This window comes from Neisseria sp. P0019.S002, assembly GCF_051957155.1.
In the GTDB taxonomy this organism is placed as follows: domain Bacteria; phylum Pseudomonadota; class Gammaproteobacteria; order Burkholderiales; family Neisseriaceae; genus Neisseria; species Neisseria perflava.
This window is the reverse complement of the sequence record NZ_JBQCWS010000124.1, coordinates 1-454: the sequence shown is the minus strand read 5'-3', so window position 1 is coordinate 454 and position 454 is coordinate 1. Positions and strand designations below refer to the sequence as shown.

Annotated in this window: 1 protein-coding gene; it reads right to left on the bottom strand. The window is 48.7% G+C overall.

Annotation, left to right across the window (positions count from 1 at the left end; all coding sequences use genetic code 11):
• Nucleotides 1-38: 38 nt before the first annotated feature.
• Complete coding sequence (locus tag ACTHTY_RS11885) at nucleotides 39-347, bottom strand: hypothetical protein (protein WP_440367832.1); 309 nt, start codon at nucleotides 345-347, stop codon at nucleotides 39-41.
• Between the last annotated feature and the right edge of the window lie 107 nt (nucleotides 348-454).

Below are 454 nucleotides of genomic sequence, written 5' to 3'. Positions count from 1 at the left end.
TTCCAAAATTACTTTCCGACCGGCTGATAGAACGATGCTTACTCATACCCGCCCACCTTAATTTTTTCAGTCACATCCTCAACCGCCGCCTCACACGCATTCACGAAGAAATCCGCATATTCAGCCGCCGAAAACGCGATAAATTCAGGCACAGGCATACGCTTCACACGAGCCGCCTCTTCAATCAGGCCGTAATCCTCAGCAATGCGTACCACCTTCCACACTTCCTCCTGCTCATCGACCCCATCAAAAAAGCCGCCGGGCTGAGCCTGAACGGCCTCAAAAATTGCCTTCAACTGAGCATGCTGAACATCTGACAAATTGACAACACGAACGCTTTTGCACATAAGATTTTCCTTTAGTATTGGTTTGAATGAATAGGAATGCCGACTGTCCGGCGGGTCAAACGTCTATCCGCTTTGTCATACCCCCGCTACAATGTCATTTCCAGTAA

Coding starts and splice junctions, on each gene's coding strand:
- ACTHTY_RS11885 (WP_440367832.1), bottom strand. CDS start 347: ATGTGCAAAAGCGTTCGTGTTGTCAATTTGTCAGATGTTCAGCATGCT.